This window comes from Xanthomonas sp. LF06-19, from assembly GCF_034105425.1.
Lineage (GTDB): Bacteria > Pseudomonadota > Gammaproteobacteria > Xanthomonadales > Xanthomonadaceae > Xanthomonas_A > Xanthomonas_A sontii.
Map to the genome: position 1 here is coordinate 1 of NZ_JAXGGH010000002.1, position 25,467 is coordinate 25,467.

Consider the following 25,467-nt stretch of genomic DNA (forward strand, 5'->3'; position numbering starts at 1 on the left):
TGCCAGCGTGATCGGCTGAGGTAGCCCAGCGGCCACCTCAGCCTCCCAACCACCACGATCAGGCGCCGCTCTGGTGCCGTTGCGACAGATGCTACCCCTGGCTCAAGGTCGTGGCAGGTTGTTCGAGGTGCCCTGAAGTCCCTCCCACATCCTCATGCTCACCGGCGCGGCAGGGGCCGGTGGCCGACTGGCAGCAGCGGATGCCCGGTCGCGGCTGAAGCCGCTCCTGCGACGATAGTCCCAGCTTACTGCGCGTCGGGCTGGTGTTCCGGGCGCGCCGCGTCGAATGCCGGCAGCGCCAGGCAGGCGCGCTCGATCCGCTCCAGGGTCGGGTAGGCCTGCAGATCCACGCCGAAGCGGCGCGCGTTGTAGAGCTGCGGCACCAGGCAGCAGTCGGCCAGGCCCGGCTGCTCGCCGTGGCAGAAGCGTCCGGTGTCGGGCGACTCGGCCAGCAACTGCTCCAGCGCATCGAAGCCGGTCTGCATCCAGTGCCGCATCCACTCTTCGCGCTCGGGTTGCGGCACGTTCCAGGCGCTCTCGAAGAACTGCGTCACGCGCAGGTTGTTGAGCGGGTGGATGTCGCAGGCGATCAGTTGCGCCAGGCCGCGCACGCGGGCGCGATCGATCGGCGCGTCCGGCAGCAGCGGCGGCTCCGGCCAGCGCTCGTCCAGGTACTCCAGGATCGCCAGCGATTGGCGGATCGGCTGGCCCTCGTGGCACAGGGTCGGCACCAGTTCCTGCGGGTTCAACCGCGCATATTCCGGCGAGTGCTGCTGTCCACCGTCGCGCACCAGGTGCACCGGCAGCGACTGGTAGGCCAGACGCTTGAGCTCCAGCCCGATGCGCACCCGGTACGCGGCGCTGGAGCGCCAGTAGGTGTAGAGCTGCAGTGCCTCGTCCATGCCCGCCTCCGTCTGCGCAATCGACAACGATACCGGTGGACACCCGGGCTGCGGCGCCGCCGGTCGCCCCGGCACCGCCGCCGGCCGGGTCAGGGCAGCGGCGCCTGCTCGATGCGCTGCTCGATCGCACCGAAGATGCTCACTCCGTCACGGTCCAGCATCTCGATCCGCACCACGTCGCCGAAGGACATGTACGGCGTGCTCGGCTTGCCGTCGCGCAGGGTTTCCACGGTGCGCTGTTCGGCGAAGCAGGAGGCACCGCGCGTGGTGTCCTGGTTGGCGATGGTGCCCGAGCCGACCACCGCGCCCGCCGCCAGCGGCCGGGTCTTGGCCGCGTGCGCGACCAGTTGCGCGAAATCGAACTGCATGTCCTCGCCCGCCTCGGGCGCGCCGAACCAGGCGCCGTTGATATGGGTCAGCAGCGGCAGGTGCACCTTGTTGCCCTGCCAGGCCTCGCCCAGTTCGTCGGGAGTGACGAACACCGGCGACAGCGCCGAACGCGGCTTGGACTGCACGAAGCCGAAGCCCTTGGCCAGTTCCGGCGGAATCAGGTTGCGCAGCGACACGTCGTTGACCAGGCCGATCAACTGGATGTGCGCGGCGGCCTGCGCCGGGCTGACCGCCATCGGCACGTCGTCGGTGACCACCACGATCTCGGCTTCCAGGTCGATGCCGTAGTCCTCGCTGACCACCTTGACCGCATCGCGCGGGCCGTAGAAGCCGGCGCTGACCGCCTGGTACATCAGCGGGTCGGTGTAGAAGCTCTCCGGCACCTCGGCGCCGCGCGCGCGGCGCACGCGCTCGACGTGCGGCAGGTAGGCGCTGCCGTCGAGGAACTCGTAGGCGCGCGGCAGCGGTGCCGCCAGCGCGGCCATGTCCAGGTCGAACTGGCCGTCGGCGCTGCCGTCGTTGAGCGACTCGGACAGCGCGTTCAGGCGCGGGGCGAGGTTGCTCCAGTCCTCCAGCGCGCGCTGCAGGGTCGGCGCGATGCCGGTGGCGCGCACGGCGCGGGTCAGATCGCGGGACACGACGATCAGGGTGCCGTCGCGACCGCCTTCCTTCAGAGAACCTAGCTTCATGTCCGTCCAGTGCTGGGGGCTGAGCCGGCGATTGTACGGCCAGACGCCGGCTTGGTTTCAACTGAAACGGACCCGGATTTTGTGCAGCGCGCCAATTCAGGTACACTGCGCCGGTCTGCATGCGGCCGTCCGTTTCCCTCAGGGATCGCCGGCGAGGCCAGGATCGCAACGATCCGACTCGCCCGCCCCGCCCGACGCCTTTCGTGGTGCCGACGAACCCCAGCCTCGCGCTGCGGGTTGATCCACCCTCTCGCAGCGCGGTTCACGGGAACGCTCCGAGCCTCACCTACTTGCGTCTGCGCGCCGGGTCCGTCCCGGCGTCGGCGCGTTATCCGGAGCATTCTCATGTCGTTCGAATCCCTGGGCCTTGCGCCCTTCCTGCTGCGCGCGTTGGCCGAGCAGGGCTACGAAACCCCCACCCCGATCCAGGCGCAGGCCATTCCCGTCGCCCTGGAAGGCCATGACCTGATGGCCGGCGCGCAGACCGGCACCGGCAAGACCGCCGCGTTCGGCCTGCCGCTGCTGCAGCACCTGGGCACTTCGCCGCAGTCGGTGGGCCCCGGCCCGCGCAAGCCGCGCGCGCTGATCCTGACACCGACCCGCGAACTGGCCACCCAGGTCCACGACAGCCTGCGCGGCTACAGCAAGTACCTGCGCATCCCCAGCACCACCATCTACGGCGGCGTGGGCATGGGCAACCAGCTCGACGCGCTGCGCCGCGGCGTGGACCTGCTGATCGCCTGCCCGGGCCGCCTGCTCGACCACCTCGAGCGCCGCAGCGTGGACCTGTCGGGCATCGAGATCCTGGTGCTGGACGAAGCCGACCGCATGCTCGACATGGGCTTCCTGCCGTCGATCAAGCGCATCCTCGCCAAGCTGCCCAAGCAGAACCGGCAGACCCTGCTGTTCTCGGCCACCTTCGAGGAAGGCATCAAGCAGCTGGCCCGCGAGTTCATGCACGACCCGCAGGAAATCCAGGCCACCCCGAGCAACACCGTGGCCGACACCATCACCCACCGCGTGCATCCGGTGGACGGTGCGCGCAAGCGCGAACTGCTGCTGCACCTGCTGGCCGCCGACTCGCGCAAGCAGACCCTGGTGTTCGCCCGCACCAAGCACGGCGCCGACAAGCTGACCATGTTCCTGGACAAGTCCGGGCTGAAGACCGCGGCGATCCACGGCAACAAGAGCCAGGGCCAGCGCCTGCGCGCATTGAGCGACTTCAAGGCCGGCCGCATCACCGTGCTGGTGGCGACCGACATCGCCGCGCGCGGCATCGACATCGACCAGTTGCCCAAGGTCATCAACTACGACCTGCCGATGGTCGCCGAGGACTACGTGCACCGCATCGGCCGCACCGGCCGCAACGGCTCGACCGGCGAGGCGATCTCGCTGGTGGCGCAGGACGAGGCCAAGCTGCTGCGCGCGATCGCACGCATGCTCAAGCGCGAGATGGACATCCGCGACGTGCCGGGCTTCGAGCCGGTCACGCCGATCCGCTGGGGCAACAACAACCCGCCGGACGAGCGTCCGGGCGGCCAGCGCCCGCCGCGTCGCGGCAGCCACGCCCGTCGCGGCCATGGCGATGCACCGGCGCACGCGCATGCGCACGCCGGCAGCAAGAAGCCCGGCGGCAGCCACGCCGACGGCGCGCGCCGCCAGGGCCAGGGCCGCCGCCACGGCAACGGCGGCGGCAACCGCCCCGCGGCGCCGCGCTGATCCGTCCGCGGCCACGCGCTGCGCACGCACTCAGGCCGCCCTTCGGGGCGGCCTTTTTTGTCCGCTCCACCCGGCATCGCGCATGTCGCGACGCCCTGCCGCACGACGGCGCCGTTGTCGTCGCGCGGCACCGGCAGCCCGCCATGCCGCTCCACCCCTGACCGTACAATGCTCCCCATGGATATCTTCAAAGTCTTCACCCTGGAAGCCGCGCACCGCCTGCCCAACGTGCCGCCCGGCCACAAGTGCGCGCGCCTGCACGGGCATTCGTTCCGCATCGAGCTGCACGTCAGCGGCGAACCCGGCGCCGAGAGCGGCTGGGTGATGGATTTCGGCGACATCAAGGCAGCGTTCCGCCCGCTCTACGACCAGCTCGACCACCATTACCTCAACGACATCGAGGGCCTGGACAATCCCACCAGCGAGCGTCTGGCGGTGTGGATCTGGGACCGGCTCAAGCCGGCGTTGCCGCTGCTGAGCGAAGTGGTGGTGCACGAGACCTGCACCTCCGGCTGTCGCTATCGCGGGCCGGGTTGAAGAAGGCCGGGAATGGGGAATGGGGATTCGGGAATCGTAAGAGCGGCACCGCGCCGGCTGAGGGTTTGCGTGCTGCCCACGTTGCGTCGTTGCGCGCATCTGGCGCTTTCCAGGCCAGCAGAGGCGTCCGGCAAGGGCTGGCGGAATTGCGCCAAGTAATTGATCAGAAAAGCAGTTTGAACGAATCCTGAGCGGCTTCAGAAAATTTTGTTGCATCGCAGCAGAATGAGCGTATGTTGCACTGCAACAGCAGTCGGCATTCCAACGGAGTTGCATGATGTCCGCTCAATTCAACGATCAGTTCAGCAGCTACACCCAGCAGTTCGCCGCCGCCGCGGCGCGTGCCAACCGCCTGGCGCTGGAGAGCGCCGAGAGCGTGTTCGGCGTGCAGTTGAAGACCTTCGAGAAGAACGTGTCGGCCACCACCGGCTTCCTCGGCGAACTGACCGAGGCGCGCGATCTGGGCACCGTGCAGGCGCTGTGGCCGAAGGGCCTGCAGATCGCCCGCGACAACTTCGAGCGGCTGGCCACGGCCAACCAGGAAGTGTTCGGCCTGGGCCTGAAGGCCTCCGAAGCCATCGGCCAGCTCGCCAAGCACCAGTTCGAAGCGGCGACCGAACAGGCCGCGCCGAAGGCCAAGCCCGCCGCCAAGTAACACTAGTTTTCGACGTCGCTGCGGTTCGCCGCCCGACGCACGCTCGGTCTGCATGGGTCCCTCCCCCCGTGCAACCCAAGGCCCGGTAGATCCCTCCCTCTACCGGGCCTTTTTTATGGGCGGGATTCGGGAGTGGGGATTGGGGATTGGTCGATCGCGTGCGTCTTGGCGTTCCTGCCTTTCCTGATGAGAGAGGCTTCAGCTCCGGTGCTTTGCCAGGAGCCGGTAGATCGCCTCTTCGACCGGGCTTCTCCATGCGCTTGCTTCGGGAGTGAAACCCGGCATTCGGGATCAGCCCATCTTGCGGATCCTGGACGTCGTGATCTTGTGGGAGGGGCTTCAGCCCCGACGCGGCATCGGTCAGGCGTCGGGACTGAAGTCCCTCCCACAAAAGCCGGCAGCGCAGTGCCACCGGCAGTTGCTCAGCCGGGCGACATGCCCGCCCACGGCTGCAGTTCCGCCGCCAACTGCTCGGCCTGCGGTTGCTGCCGGTACGGCAGGCGCCCCCAGCACGGCATCGGCAACCGCGCGCGCAGCATCGCCATGTTGTCGTCGATGCGCTCCATCGCCGGGTCGATCTCGTTGCCGATCCAGCCGATGCACTGCAGGCCGTCGGCGGCGATCGCCGCGGCGCTGAGCCGGGCGTGGTTGAGGCAGCCCAGGCGCAGGCCGACCACCAGCACCACCGGCAGCCGCAGCGCGCGCGCCAGATCGGCCTGGTCCAGCGTCGCCGACAGCGGCGCCGCCCAGCCGCCGACGCCTTCCACCACCACCACGTCGGCCTGCGCGCGCAGGCGTTCGAACGCGGCCGCGATCGGCGCCAGCTCCAGCTGCACGCCGGCATCGGCGGCGGCCAGTTCCGGCGCCAGCGGCAGCGGCAGCGCGTAGGGATTGAGATCGTCATAGGCCGGCCGCGGCGCGCTCGCATCCTGCAGCGCCAGCGCGTCCTCGTTGCGCCAGCCGTCGGCCTCGCGCGCGCAGCCGCTGGCCACCGGCTTCATGCCCACCGCGCGCTGGCCGCGCGCGCGCAGGGCGTGCAGCAGCGCGGTGCTGGCGATGGTCTTGCCGATGCCGGTATCGGTGCCGGTGACGTAGAAGGCGGGAACAGCCATGCGAAACCCTGTCGGTTGGCCGGCGGGACGCGCGGCGGCGCGCAGGATAGCCGGGTGCGTCGCGCGCGTCAGCCGCCGCGGTGCCGGCGGACGCAGCGCGCTGCTAGACTCGCGCGATGTTCGCCTCGTCCTCGCTCACCGGCAGCAAGCCGGAACAGTACGCCCAGTTGCTCGACCAGGCCCGTGCCCTGGTCGCCGGGGAGCCCGACCGCATCGCCAATGCCGCCAACCTGGCTGCGCTGGTGTATCACGCGCTGCCGCGGCTGAACTGGGTCGGTTTCTACTTCTACGACGGCAAGGAACTGGTGGTCGGCCCGTTCCAGGGCCTGCCCGCCTGCGTGCGCATTCCGCTGCACAAGGGCGTGTGCGGCGCGGCCGCCAGCAGCGGCCAAACCCAGCGCATCGACGACGTGGAGGCGTTCCCCGGGCACATCGCCTGCGATGCGGCCTCGCGGTCGGAACTGGTGGTGCCGCTGCTGCGCGACAGTGCGCTGGTCGGCGTGTTCGACCTGGACAGCCCCGACCTCGCCCGCTTCGACGCCGACGACCAGCGCGGCCTGGAAGCGATCGCCCAGGTCTTCGTCGACAGCCTGCGATGAGTACCACCAAGCTGCGCAACATCGGCCCCAAGAGCGCGGCCTGGCTGCGCCAGGTCGGTGTGCGCACGCAACAGGACCTGGAGGCGGCCGGTGCGGTCGGCGCCTTCGTCAAGGTCAAGCGCGCCGGCTTCAAGCCCAGCCTCAACCTGCTGTATTCGCTGGAAGGCGCGCTCAGCGGCTGCCACTGGCAGGAACTGTCCGAGGCACGCCGCGCGCAGTTGCTGGGCGAACTGGAGATCGCGACGGCGGCGCTGCCGGCGCAGCGCGGCCTGCCGGTCGCCGGGCCGGTGGCGACCACGCACTTCGACCGCGACGACACGCGCGACGACGACGCTGCCGACGGCGCCTACGCGCAGGACACGCACGACACGCCGATGGGCGACCACTACGGCGACGACGAGGGCCACGGCACTCACGCCGACTGAGCCGCGCAGCCAGCGGCGATCGCGTACAATCGCGCCGCTTCAAGGTGACCCGCCGGCTCCGGCCAGCGGGTTGAAACGGGAAGCCGGTGCGTCTTGCGACAAGGCCGGCGCTGCCCCCGCAACGGTAAGCGATCCGCGCTGACGACCTGCGCCACTGTGCCCTGGGCATGGGAAGGCGTCGCAGCCGGGAGGTCCGCCTCCCTGATCGCGAGCCCGGAGACCGGCCTTGCAGTTCACTGGTTGCGATGCGGAGGGCGTCGCGGCGTGCCGCGCCGTGTCCGGCGCCGTCCGCTTGCACCTTCCGTTCGCGACTCCCTTGCCGTCACAGCGCGCAGCCGCGCGCCGGAGTTGCCACCCATGTCGTCCCGCCTGCTTTCGGTCGCGATCGCGTCCGCCCTGTCCCTGCCCGCGCTGGCCCACGCCGCCGATGCCGCCACCGACCTCGACCAGGTCCTGGTCACCGCCACCCGCACCCAGATCTCGGTGGAGGACAGCGTGGTCCCAGCGCAGGTCATCGACCGTGCCGAGATCGAGCGCAGCCAGGCCACCTCGCTGGCGCAGCTGCTGCAGGGCCGCGCCGGCATCGGCTTCTCCAACCAGGGCGGCCTGGGCAAGCTGACCACGCTGAACCTGCGCGGCAGCGAGTCGGACCACGTGCTGGTGCTGGTGGACGGCGTGCGCATCGGCTCGGCCAGCGCCGGCCTGGCCGCGTTCCAGGACCTGCCGCTGAGCCAGATCGAGCGCATCGAGATCGTGCGCGGCCCGCGCTCGAGCCTGTACGGCTCCGACGCGATCGGCGGCGTCATCCAGATCTTCACCCGCCGCGGCGGCCAGGGCTTCCAGCAGAACCTGAGCCTGGGCGGCGGCAGCCACGGCCTGCGCGAGGCCGGCGCCGGCTTCAGCAACCGCGGCGAGCGCGGCTGGCTGGCCGTGCAGGGCGGCTACCAGAAGACCGACGGCATCAATGCCTGCAACGGCTCGGCCACGCTGTTCGCCGGCTGCTTCGTCGACCAGCCCGACCGCGACGGCTACCGCAACGTCTCGCTGAGCGCGCGCGGCGGCTACGCGCTGACCGACACGCTGCGCATCGAAGGCCAGGCGCTGAACATCGACAGCCGCAACGAGTACGACGGCGACGCGCTGTTCGCCGGCAACGAGGCCGACAACACCCAGCAGGTGTTCAGCGGCAAGCTCGACTGGACGCCCTCCGATCGCCTGCACCTGGCCGCGCAACTGGGCCGCAACGTCGACGACGCGGACAGCTACTACCGTGCGCCGGGCGCACGCACCCGCAGCTTCGTCAGCACCTTCGACAGCCGCCGCGACACCGCCGCGCTGCAAGGCGACATCACCCTGGCCGAAGGCCATCTGCTCAGCGTCGGCAGCGACTGGCAGCGCGAGCACGTTGCCAGCAGCACCGCCTTCGACGTCGACAGCCGCGACAACACCGGCGTGTTCGCCGAGTACCAGGGCCGCTTCGGCGCGCAGCAGGTGCAGGCCAGCGTGCGCAGCGACGACAACGAACAGTTCGGCGAGCACACCACCGGCAGCCTCGGCTGGGGCCTGGCGTTGGCGCATGGCCTCAAGCTCACCGCCAGCGTCGGCACCGGCTTCAAGGCACCGACCTTCAACGACCTGTACTACCCGTTCGCCGGCAATCCGGAACTGAAGCCGGAGCGCTCCAAGAGCGGCAACCTCGGCATTGCGCAGTATGCCGACAGCTGGAACTGGACCTTCAACGCCTACGAGACCCGGGTGAAGGACCTGATCTCCTACGACGCGGTCAGCTTCCTGCCGGTCAACGTGGACGAGGCGCGCATCCGCGGCGCCGAACTGACCGGCTATGCATTGCTGGCCGGCTGGGAACTGTCGGCGCAGCTGAGCCACACCGACCCGCGCAACCGCAGCGACGGCGGCAACCGCGACAACTGGCTGGCGCGCCGCGCGCAGAACACCGCGCGCCTGGACGTGGACCGCGGCATCGGCCCAGTCAAGCTCGGCGTCAGCGTGTTCGGCAGCGGCCACCGCTTCGACGACGCGGCCAACCGCGTGCGCCTGGCGGGCTACGGCACCGTCGACCTGCGCGCGGAGTACGCGTTCACCCCGGACTGGACGCTGCAGGCCAAGGCCAGCAACGTGTTCGACCGCGACTACCAGACGGTGAACTGGTACAACCAGCCGGGCCGCGAGTACGCGCTGACCCTGCGCTACGCGCCGGCGGCGCGCTGAGTCGGCGTCCCGCGCTGCGCCGATGGCGTAGCGCGGGACGAAAGCGCAGAAACCACGCGTCCTTTTTTGTATGGGCGGCTTCAGCCGTGATCGGCTTTCCCGGGAAAGCCTGTCGCGGCTGAAGCCGTTCCTACAAGAGGCGGCATGTGCGACCACACCGGATGTAGATGCGTGCAGTCTCAAAGCAGGCATGCGCGACGCATCGCGCACGTGGTCGCTCGCGATCAGGCTGCTGGCCGCCGAACGCAAACGGCCTCCCTCGTGCTCATGCACCGCGGCACAAACCTGACAGTTCAGCGACCGCTACGCGCCCGGACCCTCACCCCAACCCCTCTCCCGGGGGGAGAGGGGCTTACTGCGTCCTGCGCTGTAGGCGCGGCCTCAGCCGCGACGGGCTTTCCCAGGAAAGCCTGGCGCGGCTGAAGCCGCGCCTACACCACATTTCCAGGATCTTCGCGCTATACCGAAGCGCTACGCGGCATCGCGTCAGGGCAACTGCAGCAGCTCGCGCAAATCATCCATCAGCAACACCACGTCGGCCGTGGCCAGATCCAGATCGCGCGGATAGCCGTAACGCACCAGCGCCACCGGCATGCCGGCGGCGTGGCCGGCCTGCAGGTCGGTCCCCGAATCGCCGACCATCAGGCAGCGCGCCGGCGGCTGCGCGAACTGCTGCGCCAGGTGCAGCAGCGGCGCCGGGCTGGGCTTGCGCTCGGGCAGGCTGTCGCCGCCGAGCACCGCAGAGAACAGATCGGCCACGCCCAGATGGCGCAACAGCGGCGGCACCATCGCCGACGGCTTGTTGGTGCACAGCGCCAGCGTCACGCCATCCGCATGCAACTGCGTCAGCGCCTCGGCCGCACCCGGATACAGCCGCGGACTGCGCAACAGGCATTCGGCGTAGTGACGCATGAAGGTCGGCATCACCGTCTCGAGCGGCGTGGCGTCGCCGGCATGCCGCCAGGCGCTCTCGACGAGTTTGCGCACGCCCTCGCCGATCCAGCCCAGCACGGTCGCCTCCGGCACGCGCGGCAGGCCGAAGTCGGCCAGGGTGCGGTTCAGCGCCTCGGCGATGTCGGCGCCGCTGTCGACCAGGGTGCCGTCCAGGTCGAACACCACCAATGCATAAGGAAATGTCATGTCGTGCCAACACAGGGAAACAAGTGCGCATTGTAGGTGGCGCAATGTCGGACGCGGTTGCGACGCGCGCGGCGCGGCGCGGCGCGGAAGCTGCCTTCGCTGACACGCGATTGCGACCACGCCACGACCGCTGCGGCGGCGCCGTGACGGCGACCGAGCGCGCGAACCGCGCTCACGCGATCCATCCCGGCCCGAGTCAACCGCTCGATCCCTGCGCTCGCGCGCACGACACCCGAGAACATCACCGGTTGGCGATCCCCACCCATGTTTCAATCCACGCATCCGTGAGGACGCGACCAGGTCGATCCGCGTGCCGGAGGATGAAGTCGCTGTTTCAACCCGAGCAGCATGCCCCTGTGGGAGGGACTCCAGTCCCGACGCGGGAGCGACGGCCAGGTTCTCGGCCTGCACCCACATCCCATGGTTGTTTCAACACACGCACGCGAGAGTGTGCGACCGCTTACGCTGTGCTTGCTGACCGACTCGATGTGCTTTCAATCCACGCCCCCGCAAGGGCGCGACACAGACCCGCCGTCGCCGCACCGTAACCCCAGGTGTTTCAATCCACGCACCGCTCAGGGCGCGACGATAGAGGGTACGACAGTCTCCCGTGGCACACGTTCCCATGCAATCAGCCGGGAAGGCAGTATCCCAGGCGACGCCACCGCCTCAACCGAACAAGCGCCCCTGCGCCTGCCCCGGCTCGCGCTCGTGGAAGCCGGACAGGCCGATGCCGACCAGGCGGTAGCGGGTGGATGCCGGCAGGTCTACCCGCTCGCGCAGCGCCAGGGCGATGTCGATCAAGGCCTGCAGCGAGTCCGGCGGCTGCTCCGGGGTGAAACTGCGGGTGAGGATGCGGAACTGCGCGGTCTTCAGCTTCAGCACCACGGTGCGCGCGATGCGCTCGGTGCGGCGGGTGGCGTTCCAGGTCTTCTCGGCCAGTTGCCGGATCGCCGGCTCCAGCGCCTCCAGCGCCAGGTCTTCGGCGAAGGTGTCCTCGGAGGAGATCGACTGCACCGGCTGGTCCGACTCCACCGGGCGTTCGTCGATGCCGCGCGCGCGCTGGTACAGGCGCAGGCCGAAGCTGCCGAAGCGCGCCTCCAGTTCCGCCTCGCTGCGCGCGCGCAGGTCGCCGACGGTGGCGATGCCCAGTTCCGCCAGCTTGGCCTCCATCACCTTGCCCACGCCGGGCACCTTGTTTACCGGCAACGGGGTCAGGAAGGCTTCCACGCGATGCGGGCGGATCACGAACTGGCCGTCGGGCTTGCGCCAGTCCGAGGCGATCTTGGCCAGGAACTTGTTCGGCGCGATCCCGGCCGAGGCGGTCAGTTCGGTTTCGGCGCGGATCTGCGCGCGGATGGTCTGGGCGATCTCGGTGGCGGTGCGCAATTCGCCCTTGGGCTCGGTGACGTCCAGGTAGGCCTCGTCCAGCGACAGCGGCTCGATCAGGTCGGTATGACGCTGGAAGATCTCGCGCACCTGCCGCGACACCGCCTTGTAGCGGGCGAAATCCGGCGGCACGAAGATCGCGTCCGGGCACAGCCGCTCGGCACGCAGCGCCGGCATCGCCGAGCGCACGCCGAACACGCGCGCCTCGTAGGAGGCGGCGCACACCACCGAGCGCATGCCGCGCCAGGCCACCACCACCGGCTTGCCGCGCAGCGCAGGATCGTCACGCTGCTCCACGGACGCGTAGAACGCGTCCATGTCGACGTGAATGATCTTGCGCATCGACCCCATACCCTACGCCTGCGAACGGTGTGCGCATGATAAGCCCCACGCTGCGCACGGACTGAGAATGCGCGCCTTGATCCGGCGCAGTGCGCGCGCCACCGCCGCTGCCGACACTACGCGTGCGTACGGATAAAACGTTTGATTGAACGCGCGAAGCTCATGCACTCTTGCGCGCCTCGACTGTCTCGCCTGGGAATGTTCCGCTCATGAGTCGTCTGTCCTCCTATTCGCGCGAGCAATTGCTCGCCAGCGCACGCGGCGAGTTGTTCGGCGCCGACGCCGCGCGCCTGCCCAACGATCCGATGCTGATGTTCGACCGCATCGTCGCCATCGACGAGACCGGCGGCGCGCACGGCAAGGGCGTGATCCGCGCCGAACTGGATATCCGCCCGGACCTGTGGTTCTTCGGCTGCCATTTCATCGGCGATCCGGTGATGCCCGGCTGCCTGGGCCTGGATGCGATGTGGCAGTTGACCGGCTTCTTCCTGACCTGGCTGGGCGCGCCCGGCCGCGGCCGCGCGCTGGGCGTGGGCGAAGTGAAGTTCACCGGGCAGGTGCTGCCCACCGCCAGGCAGGTGGTGTACGAGATCGACATCAGCCGGGTGATCAACCGCAAGCTGGCGATGGCGGTGGCCGACGGCCGCATGTCGGTGGATGGGCGCGAGATCTATACCGCCAAGGACCTGCGCGTGGGCCTGTTCACGTCGACGGAGGCGTTCTGATGCGGCGCGTGGTCATTACCGGAATGGGCATCACGTCGTGCCTGGGCAACGATCTGGACAGCGTGTCGCGCGCCTTGCGCGAAGGCCGCGCCGGCATCCGCCATAACCCGCAGGCGGTCGAGGCCGGCCTGCGCAGCCAGATCGGCGGCGATGTGCAGCTGGACCTGGACGCGGCGATCGACCGCAAGCTCAAGCGCTTCATGGGCGACGCCTCGGCCTACGCCTACCTGGCGCTGCGCGATGCGCTGGCTGATGCCGGCCTGGACGAGGCGGCGATCAGCGACCCGCGGATCGGCCTGATCGCCGGCTCCGGTGGCGGCTCCAGCCATTGGCAGGTGGAAGCGGCGGATCTGCTGCGCAACCGCGGCGTGCGCAAGGTCGGCCCGTACATGGTGCCGCGCACGATGTGTTCGGCGGTGTCGGCGAGCCTGGCCACCGCGTTCAAGATCAAGGGCGTGAGCTACTCGCTGTCGGCCGCGTGCGCGACCTCGGCGCACTGCATCGGCGCGGCGGCGGACCTGATCCGCCACGGCCAGCAGGACGTGATGTTCGCCGGCGGTGGCGAAGAGCTGGACTGGACCATGAGCCTGATGTTCGACGCCATGGGCGCGCTGTCCACCGGCTTCAACGACACACCGGCGGTGGCCTCGCGGCCCTACGACGCCGCGCGCGACGGCTTCGTCATCGCCGGCGGCGGCGGCATGCTGGTGCTGGAGGACTACGACCATGCGATGGCGCGCGGCGCGCGCATCCACGCCGAACTGGTCGGCTACGGCGTGACCTCCGACGGCGCCGACATGGTGGCCCCGTCCGGCGAAGGCGCGGTGCGCTGCATGCGCATGGCGCTGCAGGGCGTGGACGCGCCGATCGACTACCTCAACACCCACGGCACCTCGACGCCGCTGGGCGACGTCACCGAGCTGGACGCGGTGCGTGCGGTGTTCGGCGACGCGGTGCCGCCGCTGTCCTCGACCAAGGCGCTGTCCGGGCATTCGCTGGGCGCAGCCAGCGTGCACGAGGCGATCTACTGCCTGCTGATGCTGCGCGACGGCTTCATCGCCGGCTCGGCCAATATCGACACGCTGGATCCGCGCGCCGAGGGCTTCCCGATCGTGCGCGAGAGCCGCGACGCGGACTTGCGCACGGTGATGTCCAACAGCTTCGGCTTCGGCGGCACCAACGCCGCGCTGGTGTTCGCCAAGGCCTGAGTGAGGCCATGCTCCGCCACTGCCGGCAACGGCAGCGTGCCGCGCGTCAACGCTCCAATTGCCGGACGTCGCGACGTCCGGCGTCGTCGTCCTTGTGCGCTTCCGGCTTGGTTGGTGGCGCTGAAGGCGGAGGCGGTGGCGGTGGCGGTGGAGGCGGTGGTGAACTCGGCTTCGGCGGATGCCGCTCGACCCACTGGATCGTCGCCGGCGACGGCGGCCAGGATGGCGATGCCGACGGCGCGGAGGCAGACGGCGGCACCGGTTGCAGTCCCATCGATTCGCGCTGGCGGCGGTCGCTGTCCTGGCGTTGCAGTTCCTTCGCCAGTTCCTTGTTGTAGCGGGGATTGAGCGCGTCCGGTGGCGGGATCCGATGCATCCGCTCGCCCGGCGGCGTCCATGGCGGCGTGGCGCTCACGGCCTCGGACGCGGACGCCTGCGGTGGAGGGGGCGCCCGCCATTGCGGCGCCAACTGCCGCTGCAGCGGTGCCGGGATCTGCGCTGGACCAGCGGCAGTCGCCGCGCTTTCCAGCGGGCGGTAACGCGCGCGTTCGCGTGCCCACGGCTGGCCGCGATAGTGCGTGTCCCAGTAGCGGTCCAGCGCGAAGCCGACCGTGGGCACACCGAGCGAGGCGCCGGGCGCGACGCCCTGCCCCTGTTCGTGAAAGTCGATCGCACCAGCCGGCAGCCAGCCACGTTTCTCGCGCCAGCTGACATCGCACCAGGCCCAATCCCGTGTGCAGCCATGCACCTGCAACGCGTCGTCGGTGGCCGGCGTAGCCACGCGCGGATACTCCGGCGCCGGGCCGGCGCGCAGACTGGCGCCGATGCGCACCGTGCCGCTGCCGTCCTGCGCCAATGCCGGCGCGGCCATGCCCAACAGCAACGGCGTCCACCACCCTGCTCGCTTCATGCGGTCCTCCTTGTGCAGTGCGGCAGTGCCCTGCGCCGCGATCGCGGCGGCGAAGATCGCCGTGCCGCTGTGCTGTGTTCTAGCACAGAGGAGCTGGGATTCGGGATTGGGGATTCGGGATGACCAGCCTGCGGCTGTTGAAAGCCGGGAATCGGGAATCGGGACGGCAGCGTAGTCCGCGGAGTACAACCGCTGCAAAGCGATCCAGTGCGCCGATAAAAAACAGCTGCTTTTGTGGGAGGGGCTTCAGCCCCGACGGGCTTTCCCGGGAAAGCCCGTCGGGACTGAAGTCCCTCCCACAGTGCAATCGCAACCACTACGCCTGCGCAGGAAAATCTCGAATCCCGGCTTTCAACAGCCGCAGGCTGTCATCCCGAATCCCCAATCCCGGCTTATCCGGCCATGCCGCTGTGCCGCAGCAACGCCTCCAGTTCCGGCACGCGACCGCGGAAGGCAGTGAAGTTCTCCAGCGCCGGGCGGCTGCCGCCGCGCGAGAGGATCTCGCGCAGGAAGCGCGCGCCGGTGTCCGCCAACTGGTCAGGCGCTTCCTCGAATGCGGCATACGCGTCGGCGCTGAGCACCTCGGCCCACTTGTAGCTGTAATAGCCGGCCGCATAGCCGCCAGCGAAGATGTGGTTGAACTGGTGCGGGAAGCGGTTCCACGCCGGCGGCCGGTTCACCGCCACGGCGTCGCGTACGCGCTCGAGCAACTGCAGCACGCTGTCGGCCTGCGCATCGAAGTCGTGGTGCAGCTGCATGTCGAACAGCGCGAACTCGAGCTGGCGCACGGTGAACATGCCGCTCTGGTAGTTCTTCGCCGCCAGCATCTTGTCGAACAGCGCGCGCGGCAACGGTTCGCCGCTGTCCACGTGCGCGGTCATCGCCTGCAGGCGCGGCCATTCCCAGCAGAAGTTCTCCATGAACTGGCTGGGCAGTTCCACCGCGTCCCATTCCACGCCGTTGATGCCGGCCACGCCCAGTTCGCCGACCTGGGTCAGCAACTGGTGCAGGCCATGGCCCATCTCGTGGAACAGGGTGGTCACCTCGTTGTGGGTGAAGGTGGCCGGCTTGCCGTCGCTGCCGCGGCCGAAGTTGCACACCAGGTACACCAGCGGGGTCTGCACGCCGTCGGCGCGTTCGCGGCGGTTGCGGCAGTCGTCCATCCAGGCGCCGCCGCGCTTGCCTTCGCGCGCGTACAGGTCCAGGTAGAACTGCCCGACCAGGCGCCCCTGCGCATCGCTGAGGCGGAAGAAGCGCACGTCCGGATGCCACACCGGCGCGCTGTCGGCCTCCACCCGCAGGCCGTACAGGTCGTGGATCAGGCCGAACAGGCCCTCCAGCACCTTGGGCTCGGTGAAGTAGCGCTTCACCTCCTGCTCGGAGAAGCTGTAGCGCGCCTGCTTCAGTTTTTCGCTGACGTAGGCCAGATCCCAGGCTTCCAGCGTGTCCAGGCCCAGGTGCTCGCGCGCGAATGCCTCCAGTTCGGCGCGATCGCGCTGCGCGTAGGGCTTGGCGCGTGCGGCCAGATCGTGCAGGAAGTCCAGCACCTGCGCCGGATCCTGCGCCATCTTCGTCGCCAGCGAATACTCGGCGTAGCTGGCGAAGCCGAGCAGCGCCGCCAGTTCGCCGCGCAGGGCGAGGATGCGCCCGATCGCCGCGCTGTTGTCCAGCGCCGCATCGCCGAACTCCGAAGCGCGGATCGCGTTGGCGCGGTACAGCGTCTCGCGCAACGTACGGTCTTCGGCATACATCTGCACCGGCAGGTAGCATGGCATCTGCAGGGTCAGCTTCCAGCCCGCCTGGCCGTCGCGCTCGGCCGCCGCACGCGCGGCGGCGATGCTGTCCTCGGGCAGGCCGGCCAGGCGCGCCGGGTCGTCGACCAGCAGCGACCACGCGTCGGTGGCATCGAGCACGTTCTGCGAGAACTTAGCCGACAGCGCCGACAGTTCTTCCTGGATCGCGGCGAAGCGCTGCTTGTCGGCCTCGCCCAGTTCGGCGCCGCCCAGGCGGAAATCGCGCAGCGCGTTGTCCAGCACCTTGCGCTGCGCCGGCGTCAGCGTGGCCGCCTCCGGCGATTGCGCCAGCGTGCGGTACTGCGCGAACAGCGCCAGGTTCTGCCCGAGCGCGCTGGAGAAGCGCGTCACCTTGGGCAGGTTGGCGTTGTAGGCCTCGCGCAGCGCCGGCGTGTTGACCACCGCCTGCAGGTGGCTCACCTGGCCCCAGGCGCGCCACAGGCGCTCGGTGGCATCGTCCAGCGGCGCCACGAAGCTGTCCCAGCGCACCGGCGCCACCGTCTCGGCGGCGGCCACGGCGGCCTCGGCCTGCGCCAGCAGCGTGTCGATCGCCGGGCCGATGTGCTCGGGCTGGATCGCATCGAAGCGCGGCAGGCCGGAAAAATCGAGCAGGGGATTGGTCATCGCGGAAGTCTCGGTAGCGGGGGAAGGACCGGCGCGGCCGGCCACGAAAAGCAGATGGCGGTCAGTCCAGCGCAGCACAAGGCAGCGGCGGCAGGCCGGCGCCGGCCACCGCCGCGGCCAGCTGCGCATCGGCCTGCTCCACGTCGATGCCGTGCTCGGCGTACCACTGCGGCCGGTAGTAGCTGTGCCCGTAGCGCTCGCCGCTGTCGCACAGGATGGTGACGATGGCGCCGCTGCGGCCCTGCTCGCGCATGCGCGTGGCCGCCTGCAGCACGCCGACGAAGTTGGTGCCGGTGGAGCCGCCCACGCGCCGGCCCAGGCGCGCGCTGACGTAGCGCATCGCCGCCAGGCTCAGCGCGTCGGGCACCTTGACCATCGCATCCACGCAGCTGGGGATGAAGCTCGGCTCCACCCGCGGCCGGCCGATGCCTTCGATGCGCGAGCCGCCGGTGCTTTCCAGGCCGGCGTAGTCGCGTCCGGCCAGGGCCTCGCGGTAGCCGTCGAAGAACAGCGACACCTCCGGGTCCGCGCACAGGATGCGGGTGGGATGGCGCCGGTAGCGCACGTAGCGCCCGAGCGTGGCCGCGGTGCCGCCGGTGCCGGGGCTGCACACGATCCAGGCCGGAATCGGATGCGGCTCCTCCTGCATCTGCCGGAAGATCGACTCGGCGATGTTGTTGTTGGCGCGCCAGTCGGTGGCGCGTTCGGCGTACAGGAACTGGTCCATGAAGTGGCCGCCGGTCTCGCGCGCCAGCTGCACCGAATCGGCATGCAGGTCGCAGGCGCGCCCGACCAGGTGGCAGCGCCCGCCCTGGAACTCGATCGCGGCGATCTTCTCCGGCGAGGTGGTGGCCGGCATCACCGCGATGAACGGCAGCCCCAGCAGGCGCGCGAAATACGCCTCGGAGACCGCGGTGGAACCGCTGGAGGCCTCGATCACCGGCCGCCCCTCGCGCAGCCAGCCGTTGGCCAGCGCGTACAGGAACAGCGAGCGCGCCAGGCGGTGCTTGAGGCTGCCGGTGGGATGGCTGGACTCGTCCTTGAAGTACAGGTCGATGCCGGGGAAACCGGGCAGGTCCAGCGGGATCAGGTGGGTGTCGGCCGAGCGGTTGAAGTCGGCTTCGATCTTCTGGATGGCGGCGGCCACCCAAGCGCGATGGGTCATGGCGGTGCGGGAGCGGAGAAATCGCGCCCACGATACACGCCCGGCCACGCGCCCGGGCCATGCGCGGCAGCGGCCGCCACGCCGGCGTTCACCTGGCGTGGCGCGGCGTCGGAGCGGCGTCGGAGCGGCGCTCAGCCAGCGGCCACGCTGAAGCCGGCGTCGGCGATCGCCTGCTCCAGCGCGGCCACGTCGATGCGCGCGGGGTCGTAGTCGATGCCGACGCGCCCGCCTTCCAGCACCACCGTGCTGGCGGCCACGCCCGGGCAGGCGTCGAGCACGCGCTGCAGCCGCGCGCTGCAGCCACCGCAGCTCATGCCATGGACGACGAGATCCAGATGGTGCATGTCATGCTCCAAAGTGAAGAAATCGCACGCGTGCTCACTGCGCACGCCAGCGATTCAGCAGCAGCGCGTTGCCCAGCACCGAGACCGAACTCAGCGCCATCGCCGCGCCGGCGATCACCGGGTTGAGCAGGCCGAACGCGGCCAGCGGGATGCCCAGGCCGTTGAAGACGAAGGCGAAGAACAGGTTCTGGCGGATCTTGCGCACCGTCGCCGCGGACAGGTCGATGGCGGCGGCGACGCCGGCCAGGTCGCCGTGCATCAGCACCACGTCGGCCGCCTCGATGGCGATGTCCGAACCGCTGCCGATGGCGAAACTGACGTCGGCCGCGGCCAGTGCCGGGGCATCGTTGATGCCGTCGCCGACCATGCCCACGCGTGCGCCCGGCACCGCCTGCAACTGGCGCACATGCGCGGCCTTGTCCTGCGGCAGCACCTCGGCCTGCACCTGCTCGATGCCGAGCCGCGCGGCCACCGCCTGCGCCGCGTGGCGGTTGTCGCCGCTGAGCATGGTCACCGCGATGCCACGTGCCTGCAGCAGGGCCACCGCCTCGGCGGCATCCTCGCGCAGCGGATCGGCGATGGCGATGTAGCCGGCCACCGCGCCATCCACCGCCACCCCGACCACGCTGTGGCCCTGCGCCTGTGCCGCCTCGGCCTGGCGGCGCAGCGCAGGGTCGGCCGGCGCGGCGACCAGGCCGTCGAGCCATGCCAGCGCACCCAGCGCCACCTCGCGCCCGTCCACGCGGCCGCGCACACCCTGCCCCGGCAACGTCTGCACCGCCTCGGCCGACGGTGCCGGCACGGCCGCGCGCACGCCCAACTCGGCGGCGCGCTGCACGATGGCGCGCGCCAGCGGATGCGCCGAGCCGGTCTCCAGCGCCGCGGCCAGGCGCAACAGCGGCGCGGTCTCGGCCGCGTCGGCAACCAGCACCGCGGTCACCTGCGGCTGGCCCAGGGTCAGGGTGCCGGTCTTGTCGACCACCAGCGCGGTCAGCGCGCGGGCGCGTTCCAGCACCTCGGCGTCGCGGATCAGGATGCCGGCGCGCGCGCCGACACCGGTGCCGACCATGATCGCGGTCGGCGTGGCCAGGCCCAGCGCGCATGGGCAGGCGATCACCAACACCGCCACCGCATGCACCAGCGCCTCGGCGAAGCTGCCGCGCAGCGCCCAGGTCGCGCCAAGGGTGATGGCGGCGATCGCCAGCACCGCCGGCACGAACACCGCGGCGATGCGGTCGACCAGGCGCTGGATCGGCGCGCGCGAGCCTTGCGCGGCGTCGACCATGCGCACGATCTGCGCCAGCAGGGTGTCGGCGCCGACACCGGTGGCGCGCGCGCGCAACAGGCCGAGCTGGTTGACCGTGGCCGCGTGCAGGCGACTGCCCGGCGCCTTGGCCACCGGCATGGCCTCGCCGGACAGCATCGCCTCGTCCACGCTGGAATGGCCCTCGAGCACCTCGCCGTCGACCGGCACGCGCTCGCCGGCAGCGACCACGAACACGTCGCCGACCGCCAGTTCCACCGCGTCCACCTCTACGATGTCGCCGTCGCGCTCGACCCGCGCAGTGGTCGGCGCCAGGTCGAGCAGCGCGCGCACCGCCGCGGTGGTGCGGCGCTTGGCGCGGGCCTCGAGCAGGCGCCCGAGCAGCACCAGGGTGATGACGCTGGTGCTGGCCTCGAAGTACACGTGCTGGCCGTGCAGGCCGGCCACGGTGACCACGGCGCTGTACAGATAGGCCATGCCGGTGCCCAGCGCGACCAGCACGTCCATGTTGGCGCTGCCGTTGCGCAGCGCGCGGTAGCCGGCGCGGTAAAAGCGCGCACCGATCCAGCACTGCACCGGCGTGGCGAGCAGCAACTGCAGCCAGCGCGGCAGCGGTTCGACGTGCGCGCCGCGCAGGGCGTCGCCATCCAGCATGCCGAGCATCTGCCCCCAGAACGGCAGGGTGAGCAACACCGCCGCAGCGAACAGGCCCAGCTCGCGTCGCCAGGCGCACCGCTCGCTGCGCTCGCGCTCGGCCAGCTGCGCCGGGTCCATGGCCTGGGCGACGCGCGCGCCGAACCCGGCGCGTTCGATCCGTGCGACCAGCTCCGCCGGCTCGACCGCACCAGGCACGATCTCCACCCGCGCCTTGGCCGAGGCCAGGTTGGCGTGGCCGGCGAGGACACCAGGGATTTTCGCCAGCACCGCGTCGATCGTCGCCACGCAGGAGGCGCAGTGCAGGCCGCTGAGCTCCAGGGTCAGGGTCTCGGTGGGCACGCTGTAGCCGGCCTGCTGGATGCGCTGCAGCAGCGTCGGCAGATCCACCTGCTGCGGGTCGTAGTCCACCTGCACGCGCGCGCCGGCATAGCTGGCCTGCGCCGCCACGCCGGGCAGGCGCTGCAGCGCCTTCTCCACGCCCGCCGCGCAGGCGGCGCAGGTCATGCCCTGCACCGGCAAGGTCAGCGAGGCGGTGGTGCGACCCGTGCTCATCGCGACGGCTCGCCGGCGGCATCGCCGCGGATGTCGCCCAGGATCGGGCAGGCGTCCGGCGCGCCGTGGCCGGGGCACTCCTCGACCAGGGCCGCCAGGGTCTCGCGCATCTCGGTCAGCTCGGCGATGCGCCGATCCAGCGCCTGCAGGCGCGCGCTGGCGCGCTGCTTGATGCCCTCCACGCCGTGCACGCGATCGTCCTGCAACGCCAGCAACTCGCCGATCTCCTCCAGCGAAAAGCCCAGTTCCTTGGCGCGGCGGATGAAGCGCACCCGCTGCACCGCCGCGGTGTCGTACTCGCGGTAGCCGGAGGCACGGCGCGGGGCGGGTGGCAGCAGGCCCTGGCGTTCGTAGTAGCGCACGGTGTCGATGGCGACGTCGGCCTGGCGGGCGAGCGCGCCGATGGTGAAGCGGGCGGTGGGGGGGTCGGATCGCATGCGCACACCCTACTCCCTGGAGTCGGGTCCAGAGTCAAGCCTTGCCGGATGGCGGTCGCTTGCCGCGCACGCCGGCTTCGGTATCCTCTTCCGTTCCCGACGCCACGCTGCCGCCTGTGCCGACTTCCGCCGTCCTGCTGCGCCTGCTGCTGTGCCTGAGCCTGCTGCTCAACGGCACCGCGGCCGCCATGGCGATGCCTGGCATGGCGACGCACGGCACTTCGACGCACGACACCGCTGCCACGGTCGCCAGCGCGGCGCCGGTGCATGCGGCGATGCCCTGTCACGACGCACCGCCACCGCCGCCGGCGGATCACGACGGCCACTGCCACGACCATGCCGGCAAGCACGGTGGCTGCGGCGGCATGGCCGGCTGCCAATGCCCGCACGCGCAGCCGCTGCCGGCCCTGCTGGCGATGCCGCTGGCGCTGCCACGCTTGCCCCGCACCCTGATTGCCGCCGCTCCCCAGGCCGCGCACGGCGCGCCCGGCCTGCCGCGGCTGGAACGCCCTCCCAGCGCCTGAGCGCGCGCGGCCGCCTGCTGGGCGGTCTCCCGGTGGCAGCGCACAGGCGCTGCCGCGTCCGTGCCTGCAGCGCCCATCGGCACTGCGCGGCGCATCGCATCCGCTGACGGACATCGCACATGAACCCATCTTCCTCCGGCCTGCCGGCGCTGCCGTCGCGGCGCCGCTTCGTCACCGGGCTGGCGCTGGGCGCCGCCGCCGGCCTCACCGGGCTGCCGCTGCGCAGCGCCCACGCCAGCGCACTGGCCCGCAACGGCGCCGCGCCCTACGTGCTGCACGGCACAGACCTGGACCTGAGCATCGGCAGTACGCGGGTCAACTTCACCGGGCGCGAGCGCCCCGCCATCGCGGTCAACGGCAGCGTGCCGGCACCGCTGCTGCGCTGGCGCGAAGGCGACACCGTGACCATCCGCGTGGCCAACCGCCTGCCCGGCCACACCCAGACCTCGGTGCACTGGCACGGCCTGCTGCTGCCGGCCAACATGGACGGCGTGCCGGGCATGAGCTTCGACGGCATCTACCCGGGCGAGACCTACCAGTACCGCTTCGCCCTGCGCCAATCCGGCACCTACTGGTACCACAGCCATTCGCTGCACCAGGAGCAGGCCGGGCTGTACGGCGCCATCGTGATCGACCCGCGCGAGCCGCCGCCGTACCGCCACGACCGCGAGCACGTGCTACTGCTGTCGGACTGGACCGACCTGGATCCGGCGGCGCTGTTCCGGCGGCTGAAGCAGATGCCGTCCTACGACAACCTGTACCAGCGCACCGTCGGCGATTTCCTGCGCGACGCGCGCGAGGACGGGCTGCGCGCCACCCTCGCCGACCGCGGCATGTGGGGGCGCATGCGCATGACCCCCAGCGACCTGTCCGACGTCAACGGCAACACCTACACCTACCTGCTCAACGGCATGACCCCGGCCGGCAACTGGACCGGGCTGTTCCGCCCCGGCGAGAAGGTGCTGCTGCGCTTCATCAACGCCTCCAGCATGAGCTACTTCGACGTGCGCATCCCCGGGCTGAAGATGACCGTGGTCGCCGCCGACGGCCAGTATGTGCATCCGGTGAGCGTGGACGAATTCCGCATCGCCGCGGCCGAAACCTTTGATGTGCTGGTCGAACCCAGCGGCCAGGACGCCTACACGGTGTTCGCGCAGGACATGGGCCGCACCGGCCACGCGCGCGGCACCCTGGCCGTGCGCGAAGGCCTGCAGGCGCCGGTGCCGGCGAACGATCCGCGTCCGCTGCTGCGCATGCAGGACATGGGCCACGCGATGGCTGGCCACGCCGGCATGGAGCACAGCGCAGGCATGACCACGCACGGCATGGAGGGCGGCTGCGGCGCGAGCATGCACATGCCGGGCATGTCGGGCATGGAGCACGCCGCGCACGCTGCCACCGCGCCGACGCATCCACGCAGCGAACGCGGCAATCCGCTGGTGGACATGCAGTCCGCCGCCACTGCGCCGCGGCTGGACGACCCTGGCATCGGCCTGCGCGACAACGGCCGCCGCGTGCTGAGTTACGCCGACCTGCACAGCCTGTTCGAGGACCCGGACGGACGCGAGCCGGGACGCGAGATCGAACTGCACCTGACCGGCAACATGGAGAAGTTCGCCTGGTCGTTCGACGGCATTCCCTTCGCCAGCGCCGAGCCGCTGCGGCTGAACTATGGCGAGCGCCTGCGCATCGTGCTGGTCAACGACACGATGATGCAGCACCCGATCCACCTGCACGGCATGTGGAGCGACGTCGAGGATGCCGCCGGCCGCTTCCAGGTGCGCAAGCACACCGTGGACATGCCGCCGGGCACGCGCCGCAGCTACCGCGTGCGCGCCGACGCGCTGGGCCGCTGGGCCTACCACTGCCATCTGCTGTACCACATGGACGGCGGCATGATGCGCGAAGTGCGGGTGGACGCATGAGCCGCCTCCACTTCTCGCCGCTCGCCCAGGCGACCGGCATGGTGCTGCTGTTGGCGCACGCCGTGGCGCAGGCACAGCATGTCCACGTGGCCGACAGCGACGCCGATCTCCCTGCCGCGACCTGCGCCTGCCCGGCAGCCGCTGCCACCACACCCATGGCGGGCGCTGCGGAGGCATCGCAGCCCGACACGGCAATGCACGGCGCCATGGACCACGCAGCCATGGGGCACGCCGCGCACGCGCCGGCCATGCAAGACACGCCTGCCGCACAGCACGCCGACGCCCTGTCGCACGCGCACATGGACCACGCCACGATGGACCACGCGGCCACGCCGTCGCCGCAGGTCGATCACAGCCACCGCGCGCATCACGCATACGACGGCATGCATCACGACGGCATGGACCATGCGATGCCCACCGCGCCCGCGCCGACCGCGAGCGCGAGCGCATGCCAGTGTCCTGCGAGCGCCGACACGTCGCTGCCACGCGAGCCGATCCCGCCGATCACCGACGCCGATCGCGCAGCCGCATTCCCCGTGCTGCGCGACCACGGCATGGCGCACGGCGCGGCGCGCACCGGCTACCTGCTGGTCGATCGCCTGGAAGGCTGGGACAACGCCCACGGCAGCGGCCAGGCCTGGGAAGCGCGCGGCTGGTACGGCGGCGACATCGATCGGCTATGGCTGCGCAGCGATGGCGAGCGCGAGGGCGGCCGCACCACGGCGTCGACGCTGGAACTGGCCTATGGCCGCGCCATCTCGCCCTGGTGGGACATGCTGATCGGCGCCAAGCAGACGTTCGCGCCCGGCCGCGCGCGGACCTCGGCCGCGTTCGGCGTGCAAGGCATGGCGCCGTACAAGTTCGAGGTGTCGGCCATGCTCTACGTCGGCGAGGGCGGCCATGCCAGCCTGCACCTGGAAGGCGAGTACGACGTGCTGCTGACCAATCGCCTGATCCTGCAGCCACGGCTGGAAGCGGAACTGGCCGCACGCGACGATCCGGCGCATCGCACCGGCAGCGGCCTGGCCAGCGTGGAGGGCGGGTTGCGCCTGCGCTACGAAGTCACCCGCCGGTTCGCACCGTATGTCGGCGTGGAGCACGTGCGCAGCTTCGGCGACACCACCGACCTGCGCCGCGCCGATGGCGAGGCGGCGCGCGAGACGCGCTGGGTCGCCGGCCTGCGGTTCTGGTTCTGAGCGGACGGCAACGCG

General features: G+C 70.6%; 22 protein-coding genes and 1 riboswitch. Of the genes, 11 read left to right on the forward strand and 11 right to left on the reverse strand.

The window, feature by feature from the left end:
• Positions 1 to 245: 245 nt before the first annotated feature.
• Both maiA and SLW55_RS03935 read right to left on the reverse strand, forming a co-directional pair.
• Entirely contained in the window at positions 246 to 902 is a 657-nt protein-coding gene (maiA, locus tag SLW55_RS03930; RefSeq protein ID WP_152182542.1) for a maleylacetoacetate isomerase, read from the reverse strand.
• Between the two features lie 89 nt (positions 903 to 991).
• Positions 992 to 1,981: a fumarylacetoacetate hydrolase family protein gene (locus SLW55_RS03935; RefSeq protein WP_017908490.1), complete on the reverse strand. Its 990-nt coding sequence runs from the start codon at positions 1,979 to 1,981 to the stop codon at positions 992 to 994.
• Between the two features lie 345 nt (positions 1,982 to 2,326).
• Between SLW55_RS03935 and SLW55_RS03940 the strand changes: the two genes are divergently transcribed.
• From SLW55_RS03940 to SLW55_RS03950, 3 genes are all read left to right on the forward strand, one after another.
• On the forward strand, positions 2,327 to 3,700 hold the full coding sequence (locus SLW55_RS03940; protein WP_043093333.1) for a DEAD/DEAH box helicase: 1,374 nt from the start codon (positions 2,327 to 2,329) through the stop codon (positions 3,698 to 3,700).
• 177 nt (positions 3,701 to 3,877) lie between these two features.
• A complete protein-coding gene (gene queD, locus SLW55_RS03945; protein WP_017916250.1) occupies positions 3,878 to 4,237 on the forward strand; it encodes a 6-carboxytetrahydropterin synthase QueD in 360 nt (119 codons plus the stop codon).
• Positions 4,238 to 4,514: 277 nt separating this feature from the next.
• On the forward strand, positions 4,515 to 4,892 hold the full coding sequence (locus SLW55_RS03950; RefSeq protein ID WP_026143664.1) for a phasin family protein: 378 nt from the start codon (positions 4,515 to 4,517) through the stop codon (positions 4,890 to 4,892).
• Positions 4,893 to 5,314: 422 nt separating this feature from the next.
• Here the strand turns inward: SLW55_RS03950 and bioD are convergent, their stop codons facing one another.
• Positions 5,315 to 6,004, reverse strand: a complete 690-nt coding sequence (bioD, locus tag SLW55_RS03955; protein WP_320744660.1) for a dethiobiotin synthase — start codon at positions 6,002 to 6,004, stop codon at positions 5,315 to 5,317.
• A gap of 116 nt (positions 6,005 to 6,120) precedes the next feature.
• On the opposite strand from bioD, the gene SLW55_RS03960 reads away from it, so the two are divergent.
• The 3 genes from SLW55_RS03960 (at position 6,121) to btuB (ending at position 9,257) form a co-directional block, all read left to right on the forward strand.
• Positions 6,121 to 6,603: a GAF domain-containing protein gene (locus SLW55_RS03960; RefSeq protein ID WP_017912553.1), complete on the forward strand. Its 483-nt coding sequence runs from the start codon at positions 6,121 to 6,123 to the stop codon at positions 6,601 to 6,603.
• Positions 6,600 to 7,028, forward strand: coding sequence for a TfoX/Sxy family protein (locus SLW55_RS03965; protein WP_295930639.1), 429 nt, complete (start codon positions 6,600 to 6,602; stop codon positions 7,026 to 7,028). The genes SLW55_RS03960 and SLW55_RS03965 overlap by 4 nt, the downstream gene beginning before the upstream one ends.
• A gap of 25 nt (positions 7,029 to 7,053) precedes the next feature.
• Positions 7,054 to 7,272: riboswitch (cobalamin riboswitch) on the forward strand.
• 113 nt (positions 7,273 to 7,385) lie between these two features.
• Positions 7,386 to 9,257: a TonB-dependent vitamin B12 receptor gene (gene btuB, locus SLW55_RS03970; RefSeq protein ID WP_295965388.1), complete on the forward strand. Its 1,872-nt coding sequence runs from the start codon at positions 7,386 to 7,388 to the stop codon at positions 9,255 to 9,257.
• A gap of 486 nt (positions 9,258 to 9,743) precedes the next feature.
• Here btuB and gph read toward each other — a convergent pair whose 3' ends face one another.
• Positions 9,744 to 10,397 (reverse strand): phosphoglycolate phosphatase, encoded by a 654-nt coding sequence (gene gph / locus SLW55_RS03975; protein WP_267092910.1) that lies wholly within the window; start codon positions 10,395 to 10,397, stop codon positions 9,744 to 9,746.
• Positions 10,398 to 11,066: 669 nt separating this feature from the next.
• The gene (dinB, locus tag SLW55_RS03980; protein WP_267100537.1) at positions 11,067 to 12,137 is read right to left on the reverse strand and encodes a DNA polymerase IV; all 1,071 of its coding nucleotides are present in this window, start codon (positions 12,135 to 12,137) and stop codon (positions 11,067 to 11,069) included.
• A gap of 200 nt (positions 12,138 to 12,337) precedes the next feature.
• Between dinB and fabA the strand changes: the two genes are divergently transcribed.
• Entirely contained in the window at positions 12,338 to 12,853 is a 516-nt protein-coding gene (gene fabA / locus SLW55_RS03985; protein WP_150409556.1) for a 3-hydroxyacyl-[acyl-carrier-protein] dehydratase FabA, read from the forward strand.
• Positions 12,853 to 14,061 (forward strand): beta-ketoacyl-ACP synthase I, encoded by a 1,209-nt coding sequence (gene fabB / locus SLW55_RS03990; protein ID WP_152237869.1) that lies wholly within the window; start codon positions 12,853 to 12,855, stop codon positions 14,059 to 14,061. The genes fabA and fabB overlap by 1 nt, the downstream gene beginning before the upstream one ends.
• A 46-nt stretch (positions 14,062 to 14,107) precedes the next feature.
• On the opposite strand, the gene SLW55_RS03995 is transcribed toward fabB, so the two are convergent.
• The 6 genes from SLW55_RS03995 to SLW55_RS04020 all read right to left on the reverse strand — a co-directional run bounded on the left by SLW55_RS03995 (position 14,108) and on the right by SLW55_RS04020 (position 21,807).
• Entirely contained in the window at positions 14,108 to 14,971 is an 864-nt protein-coding gene (locus SLW55_RS03995; protein WP_267100538.1) for a hypothetical protein, read from the reverse strand.
• Between the two features lie 392 nt (positions 14,972 to 15,363).
• Positions 15,364 to 17,388: a M3 family metallopeptidase gene (locus SLW55_RS04000; RefSeq protein ID WP_267100539.1), complete on the reverse strand. Its 2,025-nt coding sequence runs from the start codon at positions 17,386 to 17,388 to the stop codon at positions 15,364 to 15,366.
• 61 nt (positions 17,389 to 17,449) lie between these two features.
• On the reverse strand, positions 17,450 to 18,553 hold the full coding sequence (locus tag SLW55_RS04005; RefSeq protein ID WP_150410562.1) for a PLP-dependent cysteine synthase family protein: 1,104 nt from the start codon (positions 18,551 to 18,553) through the stop codon (positions 17,450 to 17,452).
• 131 nt (positions 18,554 to 18,684) lie between these two features.
• Positions 18,685 to 18,897 (reverse strand): heavy metal-associated domain-containing protein, encoded by a 213-nt coding sequence (locus tag SLW55_RS04010; protein WP_191091439.1) that lies wholly within the window; start codon positions 18,895 to 18,897, stop codon positions 18,685 to 18,687.
• Positions 18,898 to 18,931: 34 nt separating this feature from the next.
• Positions 18,932 to 21,370 (reverse strand): heavy metal translocating P-type ATPase, encoded by a 2,439-nt coding sequence (locus SLW55_RS04015; protein WP_267100540.1) that lies wholly within the window; start codon positions 21,368 to 21,370, stop codon positions 18,932 to 18,934.
• Positions 21,367 to 21,807 (reverse strand): heavy metal-responsive transcriptional regulator, encoded by a 441-nt coding sequence (locus tag SLW55_RS04020; protein WP_267100541.1) that lies wholly within the window; start codon positions 21,805 to 21,807, stop codon positions 21,367 to 21,369. Before SLW55_RS04020 ends, SLW55_RS04015 begins: the two co-directional genes overlap by 4 nt.
• 116 nt (positions 21,808 to 21,923) lie before the next feature.
• Here SLW55_RS04020 and SLW55_RS04025 point away from each other — a divergent pair, with 116 nt between their 5' ends.
• The 3 genes from SLW55_RS04025 (at position 21,924) to SLW55_RS04035 (ending at position 25,452) form a co-directional block, all read left to right on the forward strand.
• Entirely contained in the window at positions 21,924 to 22,331 is a 408-nt protein-coding gene (locus SLW55_RS04025; RefSeq protein ID WP_267100542.1) for a CopL family metal-binding regulatory protein, read from the forward strand.
• Between the two features lie 119 nt (positions 22,332 to 22,450).
• Positions 22,451 to 24,256 (forward strand): copper resistance system multicopper oxidase, encoded by a 1,806-nt coding sequence (locus SLW55_RS04030; RefSeq protein ID WP_267100543.1) that lies wholly within the window; start codon positions 22,451 to 22,453, stop codon positions 24,254 to 24,256.
• Positions 24,253 to 25,452, forward strand: coding sequence for a copper resistance protein B (locus SLW55_RS04035; protein WP_267100544.1), 1,200 nt, complete (start codon positions 24,253 to 24,255; stop codon positions 25,450 to 25,452). The genes SLW55_RS04030 and SLW55_RS04035 overlap by 4 nt, the downstream gene beginning before the upstream one ends.
• The last annotated feature ends 15 nt before the right edge of the window (positions 25,453 to 25,467 follow it).

Excerpts from the sequence above, each read along its gene's own strand:
- gph (WP_267092910.1), bottom strand. The coding sequence starts at position 10,397 with ATGACATTTCCTTATGCATTGGTGGTGTTCGACCTGGACGGCACCCTG.
- SLW55_RS03940 (WP_043093333.1), top strand. The coding sequence starts at position 2,327 with ATGTCGTTCGAATCCCTGGGCCTTGCGCCCTTCCTGCTGCGCGCGTTG.
- SLW55_RS03950 (WP_026143664.1), top strand. The coding sequence starts at position 4,515 with ATGTCCGCTCAATTCAACGATCAGTTCAGCAGCTACACCCAGCAGTTC.
- SLW55_RS04000 (WP_267100539.1), bottom strand. The coding sequence starts at position 17,388 with ATGACCAATCCCCTGCTCGATTTTTCCGGCCTGCCGCGCTTCGATGCG.
- dinB (WP_267100537.1), bottom strand. The coding sequence starts at position 12,137 with ATGGGGTCGATGCGCAAGATCATTCACGTCGACATGGACGCGTTCTAC.
- SLW55_RS03960 (WP_017912553.1), top strand. The coding sequence starts at position 6,121 with ATGTTCGCCTCGTCCTCGCTCACCGGCAGCAAGCCGGAACAGTACGCC.
- bioD (WP_320744660.1), bottom strand. The coding sequence starts at position 6,004 with ATGGCTGTTCCCGCCTTCTACGTCACCGGCACCGATACCGGCATCGGC.
- SLW55_RS04015 (WP_267100540.1), bottom strand. The coding sequence starts at position 21,370 with ATGAGCACGGGTCGCACCACCGCCTCGCTGACCTTGCCGGTGCAGGGC.
- SLW55_RS04010 (WP_191091439.1), bottom strand. The coding sequence starts at position 18,897 with ATGCACCATCTGGATCTCGTCGTCCATGGCATGAGCTGCGGTGGCTGC.
- SLW55_RS03935 (WP_017908490.1), bottom strand. The coding sequence starts at position 1,981 with ATGAAGCTAGGTTCTCTGAAGGAAGGCGGTCGCGACGGCACCCTGATC.
- SLW55_RS03995 (WP_267100538.1), bottom strand. The coding sequence starts at position 14,971 with ATGAAGCGAGCAGGGTGGTGGACGCCGTTGCTGTTGGGCATGGCCGCG.
- SLW55_RS04020 (WP_267100541.1), bottom strand. The coding sequence starts at position 21,807 with ATGCGATCCGACCCCCCCACCGCCCGCTTCACCATCGGCGCGCTCGCC.
- SLW55_RS04030 (WP_267100543.1), top strand. The coding sequence starts at position 22,451 with ATGAACCCATCTTCCTCCGGCCTGCCGGCGCTGCCGTCGCGGCGCCGC.
- fabB (WP_152237869.1), top strand. The coding sequence starts at position 12,853 with ATGCGGCGCGTGGTCATTACCGGAATGGGCATCACGTCGTGCCTGGGC.
- btuB (WP_295965388.1), top strand. The coding sequence starts at position 7,386 with ATGTCGTCCCGCCTGCTTTCGGTCGCGATCGCGTCCGCCCTGTCCCTG.
- maiA (WP_152182542.1), bottom strand. The coding sequence starts at position 902 with ATGGACGAGGCACTGCAGCTCTACACCTACTGGCGCTCCAGCGCCGCG.
- SLW55_RS04005 (WP_150410562.1), bottom strand. The coding sequence starts at position 18,553 with ATGACCCATCGCGCTTGGGTGGCCGCCGCCATCCAGAAGATCGAAGCC.
- SLW55_RS04035 (WP_267100544.1), top strand. The coding sequence starts at position 24,253 with ATGAGCCGCCTCCACTTCTCGCCGCTCGCCCAGGCGACCGGCATGGTG.
- fabA (WP_150409556.1), top strand. The coding sequence starts at position 12,338 with ATGAGTCGTCTGTCCTCCTATTCGCGCGAGCAATTGCTCGCCAGCGCA.
- SLW55_RS03965 (WP_295930639.1), top strand. The coding sequence starts at position 6,600 with ATGAGTACCACCAAGCTGCGCAACATCGGCCCCAAGAGCGCGGCCTGG.
- queD (WP_017916250.1), top strand. The coding sequence starts at position 3,878 with ATGGATATCTTCAAAGTCTTCACCCTGGAAGCCGCGCACCGCCTGCCC.